This window comes from Comamonas sp. JNW (assembly GCF_003105075.1).
Lineage (GTDB): Bacteria > Pseudomonadota > Gammaproteobacteria > Burkholderiales > Burkholderiaceae_C > Comamonas > Comamonas squillarum.
Genome location: NZ_QETI01000006.1, coordinates 175,925 through 192,406, shown reverse-complemented (window position 1 = coordinate 192,406; position 16,482 = coordinate 175,925). Strand labels below are relative to the sequence as shown.

The 16,482-nt window shown below is 61.2% G+C and carries 16 protein-coding genes and 1 tRNA gene; all 17 read right to left on the bottom strand.

All coding sequences use genetic code 11. The features are described 5' to 3' along the window. Positions 1 to 11 precede the first annotated feature (11 nt). Positions 12 to 2,051 (bottom strand): NADH-quinone oxidoreductase subunit L, encoded by a 2,040-nt coding sequence (nuoL, locus tag DCO45_RS11235; RefSeq protein WP_116925911.1) that lies wholly within the window; start codon positions 2,049 to 2,051, stop codon positions 12 to 14. Positions 2,052 to 2,079: 28 nt separating this feature from the next. Beyond that, positions 2,080 to 2,388, bottom strand: a complete 309-nt coding sequence (gene nuoK, locus DCO45_RS11230; RefSeq protein ID WP_021028567.1) for an NADH-quinone oxidoreductase subunit NuoK — start codon at positions 2,386 to 2,388, stop codon at positions 2,080 to 2,082. Beyond that, entirely contained in the window at positions 2,385 to 3,053 is a 669-nt protein-coding gene (locus tag DCO45_RS11225; RefSeq protein ID WP_116925910.1) for an NADH-quinone oxidoreductase subunit J, read from the bottom strand. Before DCO45_RS11225 ends, nuoK begins: the two co-directional genes overlap by 4 nt. 35 nt (positions 3,054 to 3,088) lie before the next feature. Then, on the bottom strand, positions 3,089 to 3,601 hold the full coding sequence (gene nuoI, locus DCO45_RS11220) for an NADH-quinone oxidoreductase subunit NuoI (RefSeq protein WP_021028565.1): 513 nt from the start codon (positions 3,599 to 3,601) through the stop codon (positions 3,089 to 3,091). 15 nt (positions 3,602 to 3,616) lie between these two features. Further along, a complete protein-coding gene (gene nuoH, locus DCO45_RS11215; RefSeq protein WP_116925909.1) occupies positions 3,617 to 4,693 on the bottom strand; it encodes an NADH-quinone oxidoreductase subunit NuoH in 1,077 nt (358 codons plus the stop codon). Next, positions 4,690 to 6,804 (bottom strand): NADH-quinone oxidoreductase subunit NuoG, encoded by a 2,115-nt coding sequence (gene nuoG, locus DCO45_RS11210; RefSeq protein ID WP_116925908.1) that lies wholly within the window; start codon positions 6,802 to 6,804, stop codon positions 4,690 to 4,692. Before nuoG ends, nuoH begins: the two co-directional genes overlap by 4 nt. 14 nt (positions 6,805 to 6,818) lie before the next feature. Beyond that, complete coding sequence (nuoF, locus tag DCO45_RS11205; RefSeq protein WP_021028562.1) at positions 6,819 to 8,174, bottom strand: NADH-quinone oxidoreductase subunit NuoF; 1,356 nt, start codon at positions 8,172 to 8,174, stop codon at positions 6,819 to 6,821. Beyond that, positions 8,171 to 8,662: an NADH-quinone oxidoreductase subunit NuoE gene (nuoE, locus tag DCO45_RS11200; protein WP_116925907.1), complete on the bottom strand. Its 492-nt coding sequence runs from the start codon at positions 8,660 to 8,662 to the stop codon at positions 8,171 to 8,173. Before nuoE ends, nuoF begins: the two co-directional genes overlap by 4 nt. Continuing rightward, on the bottom strand, positions 8,659 to 9,912 hold the full coding sequence (locus DCO45_RS11195) for an NADH-quinone oxidoreductase subunit D (protein ID WP_116925906.1): 1,254 nt from the start codon (positions 9,910 to 9,912) through the stop codon (positions 8,659 to 8,661). Before DCO45_RS11195 ends, nuoE begins: the two co-directional genes overlap by 4 nt. Before the next feature lie 27 nt (positions 9,913 to 9,939). Beyond that, positions 9,940 to 10,548 carry an NADH-quinone oxidoreductase subunit C gene (locus DCO45_RS11190; RefSeq protein ID WP_116925905.1) on the bottom strand — a complete coding sequence of 203 codons (609 nt, stop codon included), beginning with the start codon at positions 10,546 to 10,548 and terminating at the stop codon, positions 9,940 to 9,942. 8 nt (positions 10,549 to 10,556) lie between these two features. Further along, positions 10,557 to 11,036, bottom strand: a complete 480-nt coding sequence (locus DCO45_RS11185) for an NADH-quinone oxidoreductase subunit B (RefSeq protein WP_021028558.1) — start codon at positions 11,034 to 11,036, stop codon at positions 10,557 to 10,559. A gap of 22 nt (positions 11,037 to 11,058) precedes the next feature. Next, positions 11,059 to 11,418 (bottom strand): NADH-quinone oxidoreductase subunit A, encoded by a 360-nt coding sequence (locus DCO45_RS11180; RefSeq protein WP_021028557.1) that lies wholly within the window; start codon positions 11,416 to 11,418, stop codon positions 11,059 to 11,061. A 73-nt stretch (positions 11,419 to 11,491) separates the two neighbouring features. Continuing rightward, positions 11,492 to 11,576 (bottom strand) — tRNA-Leu (locus DCO45_RS11175). Between the two features lie 115 nt (positions 11,577 to 11,691). Further along, a complete protein-coding gene (gene secG / locus DCO45_RS11170; RefSeq protein WP_116925904.1) occupies positions 11,692 to 12,150 on the bottom strand; it encodes a preprotein translocase subunit SecG in 459 nt (152 codons plus the stop codon). Between the two features lie 44 nt (positions 12,151 to 12,194). Continuing rightward, entirely contained in the window at positions 12,195 to 12,938 is a 744-nt protein-coding gene (gene tpiA / locus DCO45_RS11165; RefSeq protein WP_116926007.1) for a triose-phosphate isomerase, read from the bottom strand. After that, positions 12,932 to 13,927 (bottom strand): NAD(P)H-quinone oxidoreductase, encoded by a 996-nt coding sequence (locus DCO45_RS11160; RefSeq protein ID WP_116926006.1) that lies wholly within the window; start codon positions 13,925 to 13,927, stop codon positions 12,932 to 12,934. The genes tpiA and DCO45_RS11160 overlap by 7 nt, the downstream gene beginning before the upstream one ends. 99 nt (positions 13,928 to 14,026) lie before the next feature. Continuing rightward, positions 14,027 to 16,282 (bottom strand): polyribonucleotide nucleotidyltransferase, encoded by a 2,256-nt coding sequence (pnp, locus tag DCO45_RS11155; RefSeq protein ID WP_116925903.1) that lies wholly within the window; start codon positions 16,280 to 16,282, stop codon positions 14,027 to 14,029. Positions 16,283 to 16,482: the final 200 nt, after the last annotated feature.

The window sequence follows — 16,482 nt, the reverse complement described above, 5'->3', positions numbered from 1 at the left end:
TTTCTTCTTCCTTACTTGTTGAGCAGCACGAAGTACGTCATGGCCAGGAAGATACCCAGAATCATGACCAATGCGTAGTGGTACACATAACCCGTCTGCAGCCAGCGCACCAGGGCGGAGATGCGGCCCACCAGCTTCCAGGAACCGTTGACGATCAGGCCGTCGATCAGGCCTTGGTCGCCCACCTTCCAGAACACACTGCCCAGCACGCGCGAGCCGCGGGCGAAGATGTTTTCGTAGACCCAGTCCACACCGTACTTGCCTTCCAGTGCCTGGTACAGACCGACCTTCTCGCTCATGCGCTTGATGGCGGCAGGAATCTCGGGCTTGACCATGTAGAACACATAGGAGGTCACCACACCGGCCAGCGCCAGCCAGAACGGCGCAGCGGTGAAGCCATGCAGCGCCATCGGGATCCAGCCATGGATCTTCTCGGCCAGCTCGGCCATCGCGCCGTGCTTGCTGCCGTCGACATAGATGACGCCCTTGAAGAAGTCACCGAACAGCATCGGCATCAGCGCAATCGCACCGATCACCACCGAAGGAATCGCCAGCAGCACCAGCGGCAGGGTCACCACCCATGGCGACTCATGCGGCTTGGCATCGTGGCCATGGCCGTGGTGGTCGTCGTGCGCGTGGTGGTCATCATGGTGGGCATCGGGGTTCTGGTCGTAGCGCTCTTTACCGTGGAACACGATGAAGTACAGACGGAACGAGTAGAACGCAGTGATGAACACGCCAGCGAGCACGGCAAAGTTGGCAAAGCCGGCGGCAGGCAGGTTGGAGGCGTGCACCGCTTCGATGATCGCGTCCTTCGAGTAAAAGCCCGAGAAGAACGGCGTACCGATCAGCGCCAGGTTACCCAGCAGGAAGGTGATCCAGGTGATGGGCATGTACTTGCGCACGCCACCCATCCAGCGGATGTCCTGGTTGTGGTGCATGCCCATGATGACCGAGCCTGCGCCAAGGAACAGCAGTGCCTTGAAGAACGCGTGCGTCATCAGGTGGAACACCGACACCGAGTAGGCCGACACGCCCAGCGCGATGGTCATGTAACCGAGCTGCGACAGCGTGGAGTACGCGATCACGCGCTTGATGTCGTTCTGGATGATGCCCAGGATACCCATGAACAGCGCGGTGATCGAGCCAATCACGAGGATGAAGTTCAGGGCTGCGTCAGACAGCTCATAGAGCGGCGACATGCGCGAGACCATGAAGATGCCGGCGGTCACCATGGTGGCCGCGTGGATCAGTGCCGAGATGGGGGTAGGACCTTCCATCGAATCGGGCAGCCAGGCGTGCAGCGGGAACTGGGCCGATTTGCCCATCGCACCGATGAACAGGCAGATGCAGATCACCGTCATCAGCGACCAGGTGGAGCCGGGCAGCGTCATGCCGCTCAGCTCATTGGTCTTGGCGAAGATTTCGGTGTAGTTCAAGGTGCCGGTGTAGGCAGCAATCAGGCCGATACCCAGGATGAAGCCGAAGTCACCGACACGGTTGACCACGAAGGCCTTCATGTTGGCGAAGATCGCGGTTTCCTTCTTGAAGTAGAAACCGATCAGCAGGTACGACACCAGGCCCACCGCTTCCCAGCCGAAGAACAGCTGCAGCAGGTTGTTGCTCATCACCAGCATCAGCATGGAGAAGGTGAACAGCGAGATGTACGAGAAGAAACGGTCGTAGCCGTCGTCTTCCGCCATGTAGCCCATCGTGTAGATATGCACCATCAGCGACACAAAGGTCACCACGCACATCATCATCGCGGTGATGGAGTCGATCATGAAACCGATCTCCATCTTCAGCGACCCGACGGTCATCCAGGTGTAGAGCGTCTGGTTGAAGGTCGCGCCTTCAAACACCACGCTCTGGAACGTCATCGCAGAGATGACGAAGGCAATGAACACACCCAGGATGGTGAGCGTGCGGCTGCCAACGCGGCCGATGCGGTTGCCGCCCAGGGCGGTACCGAAAATGCCTGCCAGCAAAGATCCTGCCAGGGGCGCCAGAGGCACCGCCAACAGTGTTGAAGCAGAAAGGGTTTGACTCATTCTTCTTAACCTTGCAAGTATTGGTGCCTCAACCCTTCAGGGAGTTGAGATCTTCCGCATCGATGGTGGACTTGTTACGGAACAGCAACACCAAGATTGCCAAACCAATTGCCGACTCTGCCGCCGCAACGGTCAGGATGAAGAACACGAAAATCTGGCCGTGCATGTCTCCCAGGTAGTGGGAGAAGGCGACAAAGTTCGTGTTCACGGCCAGCAGCATCAACTCGATGGCCATCAGCAGCACAATCAGGTTGCGACGGTTCAAGAAGATACCGACCACGGACAGCGCGAACAGCATCGCGCCCAACGTCAGAAAATGACCCAGAGTGAGCGTCATACCTTCTTCTCCTCGACCTCAGCGGCAGGCTGCACCACGGGGGCTGCAGGCTTGCTCGCCTGGACTTTGACCAATTGCAGGCGATCCGAAGCACGCACGCGCACTTGCAGCGATGCATCGATAGCCTTGGAATCCTTGCGATGGCGCAGGGTCAGGGCAATCGCGGCAATCATCGCCACCAGCAAGATGACCGCAGCCACTTGCACAGGGAACAGATACTCGGTGTAGAGCATGGTGCCCAGCGCCTTGACGTTGCTGTAGGGCACGACCTTGCCGGCCGCATCCACCACCGCAGGGATGGCCTTGGGCGCGTCGACGGCACTGAAGCCGCCGATCAGCACCACGCCCATCTCGAACGCGACGATGGCAAAGATCACTGCAGCGAGCGGGAAGTTCTTCCAGAAACTCTTGCGCAGCTGGTCGATGCGGATATCCAGCATCATCACCACGAAGAGGAACAGCACCATCACGGCGCCCAGGTAGACCATCACCAGCACGATGGCCAGGAACTCAGCCTTGAGCAGCAACCAGATACCGGCTGCCTGAGAAAACGCCAACATCAGGTGCAGCACAGCGTGCACCGGATTTGGAGCAGTAACCACTCGGAATGCCGCGTACAGCAGCACTACCGAGAACAGATAGAAAAAACCAGTTGTGACATCCATGTGGGGCTCTTTTCGATCAGTCTCCAAGTGCCGCGTCAGCGGTACTTTGCGTCCGCAGCCTTGGCTGCAGCAATTTCAGGTTCGTAACGGTCGCCCACGGCCAGCAGCATTTCCTTGGTGAAGTACAGGTCGCCGCGCTTTTCTCCGTGGTATTCCAGAATCTGGGTTTCCACGATGGAGTCAACGGGGCAGCTTTCTTCACAGAAGCCACAGAAAATGCACTTGGTCAGATCGATGTCGTAGCGGGTGGTGCGGCGCGAGCCGTCATCACGCACATCGGACTCGATCGTGATCGCCATCGCAGGGCAGACGGCTTCGCACAGCTTGCAGGCAATGCAACGCTCTTCGCCGTTTTCGTAGCGGCGCAGCGCGTGCAGGCCACGGAAACGGGGCGACAGCGGCGTCTTCTCTTCGGGGAACTGGACCGTGATCTTGCGCGCAAACGTGTAGCGACCGGTCAGGGCCATGCCCTTCATCAATTCCCAGAGCATGAAGCTCTTGAAGAAATCCTTCACCGAGAAAGAGCGGGGAGAAACTGCAGTAGTCATGTTGTATTCCTCCGCTTATTTCCAGATGTTCCATGGCGACAGCAACCAGCCGCCGACAAAGACCAGGTACACCAGGGTGACGGGGATGAAAATCTTCCAGCCCAGACGCATGATCTGGTCATAGCGGAAACGTGGGAAAGTAGCGCGAATCCAGATGAACATCGACACCACCAGGAACGTCTTGGCAGCCAGCCAGATCCAGCCCGGGATGAAGGACAGGAAATCGAATGGTGGCAGCCAGCCGCCCAGGAACATGATCACGGCCAGGATCGACACCAGCCACATGCTCGCGTACTCGGCCAGGAAGAACACGGCAAAGCCCATGCCCGAATATTCCACCATGTGACCGGCCACGATTTCCGCTTCGCCTTCGACGACGTCAAAGGGGTGGCGGTTGGTTTCGGCCACGGCCGAGATCAGGTAGACGATGAACATCGGCAGCAGCGGCAGCCAGTTCCACGACAGGATGCTGGCACCCGACGATGCCATCATGCCCTTGCCCTGGGCCAGCACGATCTCGGTCAGGTTCATGCTGCCGGTGACCATGATCACCACCAGGAAGCAAAAGCCCATCGCGATTTCATAGCTCACCATCTGGGCCGATGCGCGCAGCGCGCCCAGGAAAGCGTACTTGGAGTTCGATGCCCAGCCGGCGATGATCACGCCATAGACTTCGATCGAGGTAATCGCCATGACCAGCAGCAGGCCCACGTTCACATTGGCCAGCGCCACATCGGGACCGAAGGGGATGACCACCCAGGCTGCCAGCGCAGGCATGATGGCCATGATCGGGCCCAGGCGGTACAGGCCCGAGCTTGCCGCCGTCGGCGTGATGATTTCCTTGGTCATCAGCTTAAGGCCGTCGGCCAGAGGCTGGAGCAGACCAAAAGGGCCGACCCGGTTGGGGCCGTAACGCACTTGCATGAAGCCCAGGAGCTTGCGCTCCCACAGGGTCAGGTAAGCCACTGCGCCCATCAAAGGCAAGACGATGCACAGGATCTTGATCAGGTTCCAGATCACGGGCCAGACCAGGGTCGCCCACCACTCTGCCGCGATCAGGGTCAGACCGCCGTTGTAGATTGCGTCGATCATGCTGCCACCACCTCCGAGGATTGGCGGGCATCCGCCGTCATTTGCAACGACGGCGCGCGACGCACGATGCCATCGAGTTGGTAGATGCTGGCCACCACCGGCTCCTGGCCTGCAGGCGCCGACACGGCCATGTTGGTCTTGGTGCTGTTGGACAGCAGCTCGGCAGGCACCTGGCCTTGCGAGCCCGTCGCCACGGCCAGCACGTCCTGCGAAGAGTCAAAGGCCATGCCTGCGACGTCCAGCAGATTGCCCAGCACGCGCAGCACCTTCCAGCCCGGACGGGTATCGCCCAGCGGCTTGACCACGGCGTGGAAGCTCTGCACAAGGCCTTCGGCATTCACGAACGAGCCCGAGGTCTCGGTGAACGGCGCGATCGGCAGCAGCACATCGGCGATGTCCATGTTGGCCTTGAACGGGCTCAGGCTCACCACCATCTCGCAGCCTTGCAGCGCCTGGCTGCCAGCGGCCGTGTCGAACGCGGGTTCGCAGTTGAGCAAGATCGCGGCCTTGATGCCACCGGCGAGCATCTCGCCAGCGTGCATGCCATGGGCCTGGGGCACGGCACCCACCCATTGCGCACCCACGGTGTTGGCCGCTTCGGTCAGGAAGCCGACGGTAGCTCCCGTCTGCGCGCCAATCCAGTTGGCGATCGACAGCAAGGTGCTCGCTTGTGCATGGTGCGCCACGGCATTGCCCAGCAGGATGGCCTTTTGCTCGCCGTTTTGCAGCGCGCGGGCAATCTCGATGGACTCGGGCGTCACGGTACCGGCGTTGTTCGGCGCTTCCACACCCTTGGACTGGGCGAGGGCCGCTGCCACGGAGGACAGCGCGTAGGCCCACTGCGCAGCAGGTGTGATCACCTGGTGGGCCAGCGGAATCGCCAGATCAAAAGCCTTGGACTGGATGGCGGTCACCACCGCGCCCTTGCGGGCGGCCTGGCGGATACGTTGGGCGAACAGCGGATGCTCCTTGCGCACGTTCGAGCCCACGATCAAGGCCGTGTTCAGGTCCGACAGCGAGGCGATCGAGCGGCCCAGCCAGCGCACGCCTTCTGCCTTGGCAAAATCGGCGTTGCGCAGACGGTAGTCGACGTTCTGGCTGCCCAGCGAGCGCACCAGCTCGCCGGCCAGGAACAGCTCTTCGAGCGTGCTGTGCGGGCTGACCAGCGCACCCACGGCGCTCGCGCCATGGTCGCGTTGCACGCTCTTGATGCCATTGGCCACGTATTCCAGCGCAGCTTGCCAGCTCACTTCGAGCCACTGGCCGCCTTGCTTGATCATCGGCGCGGTCAGGCGCTCTTCACCGTTGAGCGCTTCGTAGGAGAAGCGGTCGCGGTCGGCAATCCAGCATTCGTTGACGGCGTCGTTCTCGAACGGCACCACGCGCATCACCTTGTTGTTCTTGACCTGAACGATCAAGTTGGCACCGGTGGAGTCATGGGGCGAGACCGACTTGCGGCGCGACAGCTCCCAGGTACGGGCGCTGTAGCGGAAAGGCTTGCTCGTGAGTGCACCCACGGGGCAGATGTCGATCATGTTGCCCGACAGCTCCGAGTCCACCGTATCGCCCACCACGGTGGTGATCTCGGCGTGCTCGCCGCGGTTGACCATGCCCAGCTCCATGATGCCTGCGACTTCTTGACCGAAGCGCACGCAGCGGGTGCAGTGGATGCAACGGCTCATCTCTTCCATCGAGATCAGCGGGCCCACATTCTTGTGGAAGACCACGCGCTTTTCTTCTTCGTAGCGCGAGCTGCTGGCACCATAGCCCACAGCCAAGTCCTGCAACTGGCATTCACCGCCCTGGTCGCAGATCGGGCAATCCAGCGGGTGGTTGATGAGCAGGAACTCCATCACCGATTGCTGGGCCTTGACCGCCTTGTCCGAGGTGGTGCGCACAATCATGCCTTGCGTCACGGGCGTGGCGCAGGCAGGCATCGCCTTGGGCGCCTTCTCGACGTCCACCAGGCACATACGGCAGTTCGCCGCGATCGACAGTTTCTTGTGGTAGCAGAAGTGAGGGATGTACTTGCCCGCCGCATCGGCCGCGTGCATGACCATGCTGCCTTCCGCGACCTCGACCTTCTGACCGTCTATTTCAATTTCAACCATATGCTCACTCGCGATCAGGAAGAAGCAGCGGTCTGCTTTTCAGCAGCGTTGATCTTTGCTTCGAATTCATGGCGGAAATGCTTGATCATTGCGCGCACCGGCATCGCTGCCGCATCGCCCAATGCGCAAATCGTGCGCCCCATGATGTTGCCGGCTACCGAGTCCAGCTTGTCCAGATCCTCGGCGCGGCCGTGGCCGTGCTGGATGCGGTCGACCATGCGCCACAGCCAGCCCGTGCCTTCGCGGCAAGGGGTGCACTGTCCGCAGGACTCGTGCTGGTAGAAGTAGGACAGGCGCAGCAGGCTCTCGACCATGTCGCGCGAGTCGTCCATCACGATGACGGCGCCCGAGCCCAGCATCGAGCCGGCCTTGGAGATGGAGTCATAGTCCATCGTGCAGGCCATCATGATGTCCGCTGGCAGCACAGGGGCCGACGATCCGCCAGGGATCACGGCCTTGAGCTTGCGGCCGGTGCGCACACCGCCGGCGAGCTCGAGCAAGGTGGAGAACGGCGTACCCATTGGCACTTCGTAGTTGCCGGGCTTGTTCACGTCACCGCTGACCGAGAAGATCTTGGTGCCGCCGTTGTTGGGCTTGCCGCATTCCAGGTAGGCCTGGCCACCGTTGCGGATGATCCAGGGAACGGCCGCAAAGGTTTCGGTGTTGTTGATCGTCGTGGGCTTGCCATACAGACCAAAGCTGGCCGGGAATGGCGGCTTGAAGCGGGGCTGGCCCTTCTTGCCTTCGAGCGATTCGAGCAAAGCGGTTTCTTCGCCGCAGATGTAGGCGCCAAAACCATGGTGCGCATGCAGCTCGAAGCTGAAGCTGCTGCCCAGGATGTTGTCACCCAGGTAGCCTGCCGCACGCGCCTCTTCCAGCGCCGCTTCAAAGCGTTCGTAGACCTGGAAGATTTCGCCGTGGATGTAGTTGTAGCCCAGCGAGATGCCCATCGCATACGCGGCGATGGCCATGCCTTCGATCACGATGTGCGGGTTGAACATCAGGATGTCGCGGTCCTTGCAGGTGCCAGGCTCGCCCTCGTCCGAATTGCACACCAGGTGCTTTTGGCCGGGGAAGTTGCGGGGCATGAAGCTCCACTTCAGACCGGTGGGGAAGCCAGCGCCGCCGCGGCCGCGCAGGCCCGACTCTTTCATCGTGGCAATGACCTGGTCCTGGGTCAGGCCCTCGCCACCGTCCTTGCCCAGCAGCTTGCGCAGGGCCTGGTAGCCACCGCGCGCCTCGTAGTCCTTGATCGACCAGTTCGTGCCATCCAGACCTGCATAGATCTGGGGCTCGATATGGCGGTCGTGGAAGCAGGTTTCCACGCCGGTGGCCTGGAACTGCGACAGAATTTGAGCGGCTGTCGTCACTTGGTGTCCTCCGCTGCGCGCAAGCCGGTCATCAGCTGGTCCAGCTTTTCGTTGTCCATGAAGCTGCACATGTGGCGGTCATTGACCAGCAGCACCGGTGCATCGGCGCAGGCGCCCAGGCATTCCGATTGCTCGATGGTGAACACGCCATCGGCGGTGGTATCCCCCATCTTGATGCCCAGCTTGTCTTCCAGGTGCTTGAGCGCCTCGCGGCCGCGACGCAGCTGGCAAGGCAGGTTGGTGCACACGCTCAATTTGTACTTGCCCACCGGGTGCTGGTTGTACATGTTGTAGAAGGTGGTCACTTCATGCACGGCGATCTCGGGCATCTCCAGGTACTCGGCGATCACCGCCTCGCTCTCCTGGCTCACCCAGCCCTGCTCCTGCTGCACGATAGACAGGCAAGCCATCACGGCCGACTGCTTCTGCTCTGCCGGATACTTGGCAACTTCGCGGGCAAAGCGTGCTTTTGTTGCTTCGGTAATCATCGGTCAACGTCTCCAAACACGATGTCCAAGGTGCTCAACACCATCACGGCATCGGCCAGCATGTGGCCACGGCTCATTTCGTCGAGCGCCGAGAGATGCACAAATCCTGGTGGACGAATCTTCAGGCGGTAAGGCTTGTTGGCACCGTCGCTGATCAGGTAGATGCCAAACTCGCCCTTGGGGTGCTCCACCGATGCATAAGCCTCGCCCTCGGGCACTTTGAAGCCTTCGGTGAACAGCTTGAAGTGGTGGATCAGCTCTTCCATGTTGGACTTCATGGCTTCGCGATCGGGAGGCGCCACCTTGTGGTTGCCCGTGATGACCGGACCGGGGTTGGCACGCAGCCAGTCCACGCACTGCTTGATGATGCGGTTGGACTCGCGCATCTCGGCGATGCGCACCAGGTAGCGGTCATAGCAGTCGCCGGTCTTGCCCACCGGAATGTCGAAATCCATGCGGTCATAGACTTCGTAGGGCTGCGACTTGCGCATGTCCCAGGCCAGGCCCGAGCCGCGCAGCATCGGGCCGGTCAGGCCCAGGTTCATCGCGCGGTCGATGTCAACCACGCCGATGCCCACATTGCGCTGCTTCCAGATGCGGTTGTCCGTCAGCAGGGTTTCGTATTCGTCCACGCACTTGGGGAAGCGCGCGGTGAAGTCATCGATGAAGTCGATGAGCGAACCCTGGCGGTTGCGGTTCATCTGCTCGATGGCCTTGGCATTGCGCACCTTGCTGGCCTTGTACTGCGGCATGCTCTCTGGCAGATCGCGGTACACGCCACCCGGACGGAAGTACGCCGCGTGCATGCGCGCGCCGGAGACGGCTTCGTACATGTCCATCAGGTCTTCACGTTCGCGGAAGCTGTAGATCAGAATGGTCGAGCTGCCGCCGTCATTGCCCGAGGAGCCCAGCCACATCAGGTGGTTCATGATGCGGGTGATCTCGGAATACATCACGCGGATATATTGCGCGCGGATCGGCACTTCCAGGCCCAGCAGCTTTTCGATAGCCAGGCAGTAGGCGTGCTCGTTGCTCATCATCGAGCAGTAATCCAGGCGGTCCATATAGGGCAGCGACTGGATGAAGGTCTTGCTCTCCGCCAGTTTCTCGGTGGCGCGGTGCAGCAGGCCGATATGCGGGTCTGCGCGTTGCACCACTTCACCATCGAGCTCCAGCACCAAACGCAGCACGCCGTGTGCTGCAGGATGCTGGGGACCGAAGTTGAGTGTGTAGTTTTTGATTTCAGCCATGGTTCTTCATCGTGAGGTCAGAGCGCCTCAGTGCAGGCCTCCGTAATGGTCTTCACGAATAATGCGGGGCGTGATCTCGCGCGGCTCGATCGTCACCGGTTCGTAGATCACGCGTGCCTGCTCGGCGTCGTAGCGCATCTCCACATGGCCCGTCAGCGGGAAATCCTTGCGGAAGGGGTGACCGATAAAGCCGTAATCGGTCAGGATGCGGCGCAGGTCGTCATGGCCTTCGAAGACAATGCCGAACAGGTCAAAAGCTTCGCGCTCGAGCCAGTTGGCCGAGGCCCACAGCTGGCTGAGGGTGTCGAGCACCGGGAAATCGTCGTCCTGGCAGAACACACGCACGCGCAGGCGCTGGTTCAGGCTGATCGACAACAGGTGCGAGACCACGGCAAAACGTGGGCCATCGGTGCCCACGTCCTTGTATGCGGAGTAATCCACGCCGCACAGGTCCATCAGCATCTCGAACTTGCATTCGGGCGCATCGCGCAGCAGCTGCATGGCTTGCAGGTAGTTCGAGGCCGAGACTTCCACGGTCACTTCACCCAGCGCCAGGGTCACCGAGCGCGCCTTGTCGCCCAGCACGCGGGCGATGGTCTCTTGCAGCACGCTAGGCTGTATCAGTTCTACACTCATTCCAACTCCTAGGCGCGCGCGATCGTGTGGGTGCGGCGGATTTTTTGCTGCAGCTGGATGATGCCGTAGATCAGCGCTTCTGCCGTGGGCGGGCAGCCTGGCACATACACATCCACCGGCACAATGCGGTCGCAACCGCGCACCACCGAGTAGCTGTAGTGGTAGTAACCACCACCGTTGGCGCACGATCCCATCGAGATCACCCAACGCGGCTCGGCCATCTGGTCGTACACCTTGCGCATGGCCGGAGCCATCTTGTTGCACAGGGTGCCAGCCACAATCATCAAGTCAGCCTGGCGCGGGCTGGCGCGGAAGACTTCGGCGCCAAAGCGGCCAATGTCATAACGCGCAGCGGCCGCGTGCATCATCTCGACGGCGCAGCATGCCAAACCAAACGTCATGGGCCAGATCGACCCAGTCTTGGCCCAGTTCACCACCGAGTCGTAGCTCGTGGTGACAAAGCCTTTCTCCAACACACCTTCAATCATCGTGTACCTTTTTGATTTCCGGTTATTCCCAGGTCAGCGCGCCCTTTTTCCATTCATAGGCGAAACCCACCACCAGAATGGCCAAGAACACGAGAACCGCGATAAAACCAGGCATTCCCACTTCATGCAGCGAAACCGCCCATGGGAAGAGGAACGCAATTTCCAAGTCGAAGAGAATGAAAAGAATGGCGACGAGGTAGTAGCGCACATCGAATTTCATGCGCGCGTCTTCAAAGGCCTCAAAGCCGCATTCGTAAGGGGAGTTTTTCGCCGCGTTCGGGCGATTGGGTCCGAGGATGTAGCCTATGACCAGTGGGCCAAGGCCAACGCCTGCTCCCACCAGGATAAACAAAAGGACCGGGAGGTATTGTTCGAGGCTCATCTTGATGTCTACTCACCGCAGGAGCCAACCCAGGTAAGCACAAGACGCGACCCAGGCAGGCCTTTTATTGTGTTGGTGCCGTCGGCGAGACTCGAACTCGCACAGCTTTCGCCACTACCCCCTCAAGATAGCGTGTCTACCAATTTCACCACGACGGCTGATTTGACTTGCCTGGCAAGCACCGATTGCTTTTGAAACAATCTGCTCACCAGACAGACTCAGATTCTACTCTGTAAAAACCCTGAGTTCAGGGATTCTTTTCAAATAGTTGAGTTATTTGCCTGCAGGCTGTGCTGGCTCAGCAGGTGCGGCCGGTGCAGCAGCGGGCGCAGCAGCGCCAGCGGCAGGCACCGAGGCATCCGCACCAGCGGCGGGAGCCGCAGGGGCTGGGGCAGGTGCAGGGGTCGACGCAGGAGGAATGGTCGCATCCACCGGAGTGCTCGACTGCGGGATCGTCGCAGCAGGGCCTTCGAGCACGCTACCGGCCGAGGTCGGGCGTGCATTGCCCAGGTAGGCCAGCGCCAAGGTCGCGGCAAAGAACACCGCCGCCAGCACACCGGTGCTGCGCGAGAGGAAGTTGGCGCTACCGGAAGCACCGAACAGGCTGCCCGCGCTGCTGCCGCTGCCAAAGGCAGCACCCGCATCGGCACCCTTGCCATGCTGCACCAGCACCAGGCCAATCATGACCAGTGCTGCCAGCATTTGAATCGTCAACAGAATCGTTACCATCATCTACCCTTTTATCAAACTTGGTCGTCGCCAGCAGCCGCTTGCCCTCAAGCAGCTGCAGCAATAATTTTCAGAAAGTCCTGGGCCTTCAGCGAAGCGCCACCGATCAGCCCACCATCAATATCGGGCTGGGCGAGCAGTTGCTCGGCGTTGCCCGCATTCATGCTGCCACCATACAGCACCGGCACCTTGGCAGCCTGCGTGCTGGCCGCTGCGAGTTGCGCGCGCAACACAGCATGCACGGCTTGCGCCTGCTCGGGGCTGGCCGTCTTGCCCGTGCCAATGGCCCAGACCGGCTCATAGGCCACGACGATTTCCGTCACACAAGCACCCACCGCATGGATCACCGCCGCCAGTTGGCGCTTGACCACCGCTTCGGTCTGGCCAGCTTCGCGCTCAGCGAGCGTCTCGCCCACGCAGACAATCGGCGTGATGCCAGCGGCCAAGGCCTTTTGCGCCTTGGTCGCCACCAGCGCATCGGTTTCGCCGTGGTACTGGCGGCGCTCGGAGTGGCCGACCAGCGCGTAGCGCACCGCAAAGTCACGCAGCATCGGGGCCGAGACTTCACCAGTGTAGGCACCGCCATCGTGCGCCGACACATCCTGCGCGGCCAGCGCAATCGCCGAGCCTTGCAGCAAAGCCTGCACCTGGCCCACATAAACGGCAGGCACGGCCACCGCCACATCGCAGCCCGGTTGACCCAGGCCTTGCAGCAGCTCGGCCAGCAAGGCTTCATTGGCAGCCAGGCTGCCGTTCATCTTCCAGTTTCCAGCAATCAGTTTTTTCACAATTGATCCCAGGTCAGCACGATCTTGCCGATATGTTGGTTGGATTCCATCAGCGCATGGGCCTGGCTGGCGTGTGCGGCCGGGAATTGGCTGTGGATGATGGGACGCACCTTGCCCGCTGCCAGCAGTGGCCAGACCTTGGCCTGCAAAGCCTGGGCAATCGCCGCCTTGAAGGCCACCGGGCGCGGACGCAGGGTCGAGCCGGTGATCTGCAGACGGCGGCGCAGCACCAAGCCGGCATTGAACTCGGCCTTGATGCCGCCTTGCACGGCAATGATGACCAGGCGGCCATCTTCGGCCAGCGCCTCGACCTCGCGGGCCACATAGTCGCCCGCCACCATGTCCAAAATCACATCCACACCCTTGCCAGCGGTGATGCGCGCCACTTCGGCGACAAAATCCTGGCTGCGGTAGTTGATGGCCTCGTCGGCACCCAAAGCAAGGCAAGCCTGGCATTTCTCATCGGAGCCTGCGGTCACGATCACCTTGGCACCAAAGGCCTTGGCCAGCTGGATCGCCGTCACACCAATGCCGCTGCTGCCGCCCTGGATCAACAAGGTCTCACCGGCTTGCAACGCCCCCCGGTCAAACACATTGCTCCAGACCGTGAAGAAGGTCTCGGGCAGGCAAGCGGCCTCGACATCCGACAAGCCCTCGGGCACCGGCAGACACTGGGCCACGGGAGCCACGCAGTACTCGGCATAGCCACCACCGGCCACCAGCGCGCACACGCGGTCACCCAGCTTGAGACCTTGCTCGGCCATGGCCGCCGTGTCTCCCGCCACCACCACACCGGCCACTTCCAGACCCGGCAGGTCCGAAGCACCCGGGGGCGGCGCGTAATGGCCCTTGCGCTGGACCACATCGGGGCGGTTTACACCACTGGCGACCACGCGAATGCACAGCTCGCCCTGCCCCGCCTGCGGCACAGGACGCTCTCCCAGCTTCAATACCTGCGGATCACCAAAGGCGGTGATCTCGACTGCACGCATCTTGTCCACGCTTGTTTCCTCAGCCAATCACAATCGGCACACGCTTTTCAACAGAAAAACGCACCCAGCGCCAGGCGCATGGGTGCGTCACACAGCAAATTATTGCTGTTGTTGTTGCTGCTGCTGGTCAGCATCACCGTCCACGCGCGGCTCGCGTGGTTCGCGGTGCTGGCGGGGAGCGCGATCACCACGGTCGCCGCGGTCACCCCGATCGCCGCGTGGTTCACGCGATTCGCGTGGCTCACGCTCGGCCATGCCGGCTGGACGGTCCAGCAGCGCCTTCATCGACAGCTTGACACGGCCCTTTTCGTCCGTCTCCAGCACCTTGACCTTGACGACCTGGCCTTCGCTCAGGTAGTCGGTCACCTTTTCCACGCGCTCGTGGGCGATCTGGCTGATGTGCAACAGACCGTCCTTGCCGGGCAGCAGGTTCACCAGGGCACCGAATTCCAGGATCTTGACGATCGGGCCTTCGTAAATCTTGCCGATTTCGACTTCGGCGGTGATCTCTTCGATGCGGCGCTTGGCTTCGTCCGCCTTGGCGCCATCGGTGGCGGCGATGGTGATGGTGCCATCTTCCTCGATGTTGATCTGGGTGCCGGTCTCTTCGGTCAGCGCACGGATGGTGGCGCCGCCCTTGCCGATCACGTCACGGATCTTCTCGGGATTGATCTTCATCGTGTAGAGCTTGGGCGCGAACGACGAGACTTCGGCCTTGGCTTCGCCCATCGCTTCTTGCATCTTGCCCAGGATGTGCATGCGCGCTTCCTTGGCTTGCGCCAGCGCCACTTGCATGATTTCCTTGGTGATGCCCTGGATCTTGATGTCCATCTGCAGCGCGGTGATACCGTTGGTGGTACCGGCTACCTTGAAGTCCATGTCACCCAGATGATCCTCGTCACCCAGGATGTCGGTCAGCACGGCAAACTTGTTGTCTTCCTTGATCAGACCCATGGCGATACCGGCCACGTGGGCCTTCATCGGCACGCCGGCGTCCATCATCGACAGGCAGCCGCCGCAGACCGAAGCCATCGACGAGGAACCGTTCGATTCGGTGATCTCCGACACCACACGGATGGTGTAGGGAAACTCTTCCTTCGAAGGCAGGCAAGCGGCCAGAGCGCGCTTGGCCAGACGGCCGTGGCCGATTTCGCGGCGCTTGGTCGAGCCCATGCGGCCCACTTCGCCGGTGGCAAAGGGAGGCATGTTGTAGTGGAACAGGAAGCGGTCTTCAAACTCGCCAGCCAGCGCGTCGATGCGCTGTGCATCACGCTCGGTGCCCAGGGTGGAGATCACCAGCGCCTGGGTTTCACCACGGGTGAACAGGGCCGAGCCGTGGGTGCGGGGTAGCACGGACGAACGGATCTCGATAGGACGCACGGTACGGGTGTCGCGGCCGTCGATACGGGGCTCACCGGCCAGAATCTGCGAGCGCACGATGCGCGCTTCGATGTCAAACAGCATGCCATCGACCTTGACGCCGTCAAAGGCCACGCCTTGCTCGGCAAGACCGGCCTTCACAGCAGCGTATGCCTGGCGGCAGGCCAGCGTACGGGCTTGCTTGTTGCGCAGTTGGTATGCATCGCGCAGGGCGGCATCGCCCAGCTCGCCGACCTTGGCGATCAGTGCTTCGTCCTTGGCAGGCGCGGCCCAGTCCCATGCGGGCTTGCCCGCTTCGCGCACCAGCTCGTGGATGGCGTTGATCGCGACCTGGCCTTGCTCGTGGCCATAGACCACAGCACCCAGCATCACTTCTTCAGGCAGTTGTTGGGCTTCGGATTCAACCATCAGCACAGCAGCTTCGGTGCCCGCCACCACCAGATCCATCAGCGAATCCTTGCGCTGGGTCTGGCCGGGGTTGAGCACGTATTCGCCGTTGATGTAACCCACGCGGGCAGCACCGATAGGGCCGTTGAAAGGAATGCCCGAGATGGACAGTGCAGCGGAGACAGCGATCATCGCAGCGATGTCGGCATCCACTTCAGGGTTCAGCGAGATGGTGTGGATGACCACATGCACGTCGTTGTAGAAACCTTCGGGGAACAGCGGACGGATCGGGCGGTCGATCAGGCGGCTGGTCAGCGTCTCGAGCTCGCTCGGCTTGGCTTCGCGCTTGAAGAAGCTGCCGGGGATCTTGCCCGCAGCGTAGGTCTTCTCGATGTAGTCAACGGTCAGCGGGAAAAAGTCCTGACCGGCCTTGGCGATCTTGGAGCCCACGACCGTCGCCAGCACCACGGTGTCGTCGATGTTGACCAGCACCGCGCCGGAAGCCTGGCGGGCGATTTCACCGGTTTCCATCGTGACCGTGTGTTGGCCCCACTGGAAAGTCTTGGTGACTTTGTTGAATATGGACATAGATTGCTCCTGGTTAAACAGCCAAAAACCTGTCGGTTCTCGGCAGGAGCCGGCATTCAGAACACGATGCCATTCCAGGGAGGTTGAAGGCCTGGAACCCGGGGTTCAGCCCCCTTGGAATGACACAGCTTCGCTCTGTTTGCGCGGCGTTGAAGTAAAAAACGCCTGAGCTAGCGGACTAACTCAGGCGTCTCCATCTC